This window comes from Pseudomonas sp. FSL R10-2189 (assembly GCF_009600325.1).
GTDB lineage: Bacteria > Pseudomonadota > Gammaproteobacteria > Pseudomonadales > Pseudomonadaceae > Aquipseudomonas > Aquipseudomonas helleri.
In genome coordinates this window covers 1-3,539 of record NZ_WIVZ01000071.1, presented here as the reverse complement: position 1 = coordinate 3,539, position 3,539 = coordinate 1, and the positions used below count along the sequence as shown (strand labels likewise).

Here is a 3,539-nt window from a genome sequence, read left to right as displayed (position 1 = left end):
AGGTAGCTGGTGACACGAGTGTTGAGCCCACCCAACTAGGGTGACGGAAATTTCTGGGGTTCCGGCTTACATCCCCATTTACTGGCAAGCGTAGCGCGCAGGGCGTAGCCAGCGCCGTGAAGGAGCGAAGCAGCCCTTGTCTAGTCTTCGGGTCTTGCGCGGTGTTTGTGGGGCGCACAGCGACTGGAGCGGCGCGTATTCCTGCCGAGCACGCACTCAAATTCACTTAGCTCCGTTTTAAAACGACTCAAACACAGGCGGCCGTTGGCCGCCCCGGCGCTCTGCGCCGCTTACGGTGGAAAAACTCACCACTAAAGCATCTGGAATAACAACTGACGCCTCGCTCCGCTCGTTGTCCGGTCGATCTAAATCCCTGGTCGGTAAAAGCACCCGCCCAGAGATTTAGATCGACCTCACCGTGGTAAGGCACCTCGTTTCTGACTTTTCTCAAACAAACATCAACAGCACAGGCAAACACAGAACCAAGGCCGGCGGCTGCCTTCATGGCAGCCTGCAAGGCCGCAAGCGGTGCCCCCTATGGGGGCACCACCTAGCCGTTTTAGGGGAAACCCTAATAGATAAAGAGGCCGTTTCCTTCTGGCAAACGCTGAAAGCCAGTAACCACGTGGCTTTCAGGCCGTTTTTGCCTCTCTTGGTATGTTCACTCTAGAGCGAACATATATGTTCACTAGCTGAGTGAACATATACCGTCTGAGTGAACGTCTTGTGCGCACATAGATCTCATATATACTGAACATCATGTTCACCATACCGCACGGATATGTTCACTTGAAACAGATCAAGAAAGACCCCGCCGATTTCGCCATGCTAACTCGTGGATACATACGCGATATCCGGGAGCTTTCCCGGCGCAGCCCGAGCGCTTTCCAGGTGTTCATGCTGCTGACTGAGCGGATGAATAAGACGAATGCGATTGTCATTAGCCAATCCACTCTGTGCCAAATCCTGAGCTACGGCAGGACGGCAATACACAATGCCATCCGCCTGCTGGAGTCCGAGCGGTGGCTTCAGATCGTGAAGATCGGGACAGCCAATGGCTACGTGATCAACTCAAAGGTCGTCTGGAGAGATCACAGCGGCAAGCGCTATGCATCTTTCTACGCTGAGGTAGTGGTCAGCGAAAGCGACCAAGGCCGTCCAGTCGAGGACTGGGACAACATCGAATTACGTCATGTCCCTGTCCTGCATGCGGGAGAATCCGTTGTAGATGATGGGGCCGAGCTTCCTCCCCCTGATCAGCAGGACCTATTGCCACCCGAGCCGCACGAATTCCCCCGGACATCCGCTACTCATGAGCCTCAGGCCGTTGCAGATACCCGCGCCCCCCCAACAAGGTCCACCGGACCGCGTTAGTTTGCAGCCCTGGATACGCCTAAATGGCTGGTAGACTGTAGGGCACCCTACAGACAGAACCCGACACTTCCCTACATGGCAAAATTAACCATTGGCCGCATGGCAAATCTCTACGGTTTGCATCGCTCGACAGTGCATGAAGCCGTGGCTAAAGGGCGCGTAACTGCTGGCCTGGACGGTAAAGGGCAGAAGGTTATCGACCTGTCGGAAATGATCCGAGTGTATGGTGAACCCGAGGGTTCTGCCCTACACCGCCCTACACCTGAGCCCTACACTTCCCCTACACCTGAAATGGACGCCCTACACCCCCTCATTGAGGAGGTTCGTTTGCTGCGGGAAGAGATACGGGAACTGCGCGAGTCTCTTCGGCTCATCGAGCACAAGCCCAACCCCAAACCGCCCGTAAAAACCTCAGCACCTGAAAAACCTCAAGAGCCCGCCACCTGGTCAAGTCTGTTCAGCGCCCTGGACGACTGAGAGGCTGACCCCCAACACCCGTAGCACCTTCATCAAGCGATAAAGGTCCGGATCGCCATGGATACCGAAGAGCTGCTCCAGATCTGCCACGGTGATCCCGGTCAGACTCGCCATTTTGGCCGCCCCAAATGCGCTGATCGCCACACCGATGGAGGCCGCAATATGGGGTTCGGGGAGCAATGGAACAGTAAACGCACTTAAGCCCAGTACCTGCCCGCAAACCAGCGCTCTGTCTGGGGAGTACGATAAAACCACCGTTTTATGAAACCGCTTTAACGAACATCAGGAAGGACCGTAAACATCCGAAAAGCGGTTCGATAAACTCGTTTCGACAATCAGAGTTCTCCAATCAACAGTCACATACGAGTAAAGCGAACTCTAATTCGTGCTTACGTTGGTTTTCGGTTCCATTGCTCCCCAAACCCCAATATGAGCGGGATGGCCGGTCGCTAAAGCATCCGCAATAAATACGGTCCTGGTTTCTGGATTGGTTAACGCCGCCCCTGGATCATAGATCGATGGCTTTTTTTGCACCCGTTCCGTCTCCCTTTTGCACCCGTTCTATACCCGTTTTGCACCTTACCTGCACCCACCCAACACCTTTTTTGCACCTTACCTGCCACCGACTGGCCACGGTCTTCGACCTGAATGATTTTTACGCCCTTTGAAGAGCCAGATTTTCCCCCTTAACAGGGTCAAAATCTCAATACACAATACGCACCTCTGGCGAGGTATAAAAAACCATAATTTTCAATAGCTTATAAATATTGTTGATTCATTGACGCTATACACTTGTCATACAAAACCACGGTTTTAGCCAACAAAAACTGATCAATTTTGTATCACCAATGTAATACGGCGCCGCCCTGACCAACCGGATGGCTTTTCCTTCCCGAATACGCCGTACCGCTAATCCCCTGCAAGCGCTCGAAGTACTAGAGGTGAGAACGTCGTCGGAGTGATCCCACGGCGTTTGGCATTGGGAGACTCAAGCCAGTCTCTCAGCAGTTTTGCCCCCTTGGAGGCATTGCAGCCCACACAGCACGCCGTTCTATCTATTGAGGCAACGCACGGTATAGCGTGGCTCGATGCACACCCAAAAGACGTGCAACCTCGGCCACTGATTGGCCCTCATCAATCAACTTCCGTGCATAGGTTATCTGCTCATAAGTCAAAACAGGCTTTGGCCCAAATCGAACACCTTTGGCTTTGGCGGCAGCTCTTCCTGCACTGGTGCGCTCACCAATTAAGGAGCGCTCGAAGTCAGCAATCCCGGCGAAGATCGTTAAAACCATGCGCCCAGCTGGTGAGGTGGTGTCAGCCCATGGCTCAGCAAGTGAACGCAGACCTGCCCCTATGGTTTTGAGTCGTTCCGCAATATGGAGCAGGTCGGTCGTTGACCTGGCCAAGCGATCCAATCGCGTCACGGTCAGCACATCTCCTGGTCGCAAATGATCGAGCAACCGACTGAGTTCTGGACGATCTCGCTTAGCCCCGCTGACCGTCTCTTCGAAAATCCGCTGACAGCCATTTTTCCCCAAGGCAAGTCGTTGCTGCTCCAGATCCTGACCTTGCGTCGAAACCCGAGCGTAGCCAATCTGCTGTCCTGCAGTAAGCGTCCGCCCAACTCACCTTGCGTAAGTTAGGGCTTGCGCCCACTGATGCGGCAGCAGTTGACCAATCTCACT

General features: G+C 54.0%; 4 protein-coding genes. 2 read left to right on the top strand and 2 right to left on the bottom strand.

The genetic code is table 11. The features are described 5' to 3' along the window. Nucleotides 1-789 precede the first annotated feature (789 nt). Both GHO32_RS25765 and GHO32_RS25760 read left to right on the top strand, forming a co-directional pair. Nucleotides 790-1,374: a plasmid replication initiation protein gene (locus tag GHO32_RS25765; RefSeq protein ID WP_138763972.1), complete on the top strand. Its 585-nt coding sequence runs from the start codon at nucleotides 790-792 to the stop codon at nucleotides 1,372-1,374. A gap of 75 nt (nucleotides 1,375-1,449) precedes the next feature. Further along, complete coding sequence (locus GHO32_RS25760; RefSeq protein WP_032489846.1) at nucleotides 1,450-1,851, top strand: hypothetical protein; 402 nt, start codon at nucleotides 1,450-1,452, stop codon at nucleotides 1,849-1,851. Here GHO32_RS25760 and GHO32_RS25755 read toward each other — a convergent pair. After that, complete coding sequence (locus tag GHO32_RS25755; protein ID WP_153443073.1) at nucleotides 1,822-1,965, bottom strand: hypothetical protein; 144 nt, start codon at nucleotides 1,963-1,965, stop codon at nucleotides 1,822-1,824. The two genes, GHO32_RS25760 and GHO32_RS25755, sit on opposite strands and share 30 nt — an antisense overlap. 941 nt (nucleotides 1,966-2,906) lie before the next feature. Continuing rightward, the gene (locus GHO32_RS25750) at nucleotides 2,907-3,449 is read right to left on the bottom strand and encodes a recombinase family protein (RefSeq protein WP_372239842.1); all 543 of its coding nucleotides are present in this window, start codon (nucleotides 3,447-3,449) and stop codon (nucleotides 2,907-2,909) included. Nucleotides 3,450-3,539: the final 90 nt, after the last annotated feature.

Excerpts from the sequence above, each read along its gene's own strand:
- GHO32_RS25760 (WP_032489846.1), top strand. The coding sequence starts at position 1,450 with ATGGCAAAATTAACCATTGGCCGCATGGCAAATCTCTACGGTTTGCAT.
- GHO32_RS25755 (WP_153443073.1), bottom strand. The coding sequence starts at position 1,965 with ATGGCGAGTCTGACCGGGATCACCGTGGCAGATCTGGAGCAGCTCTTC.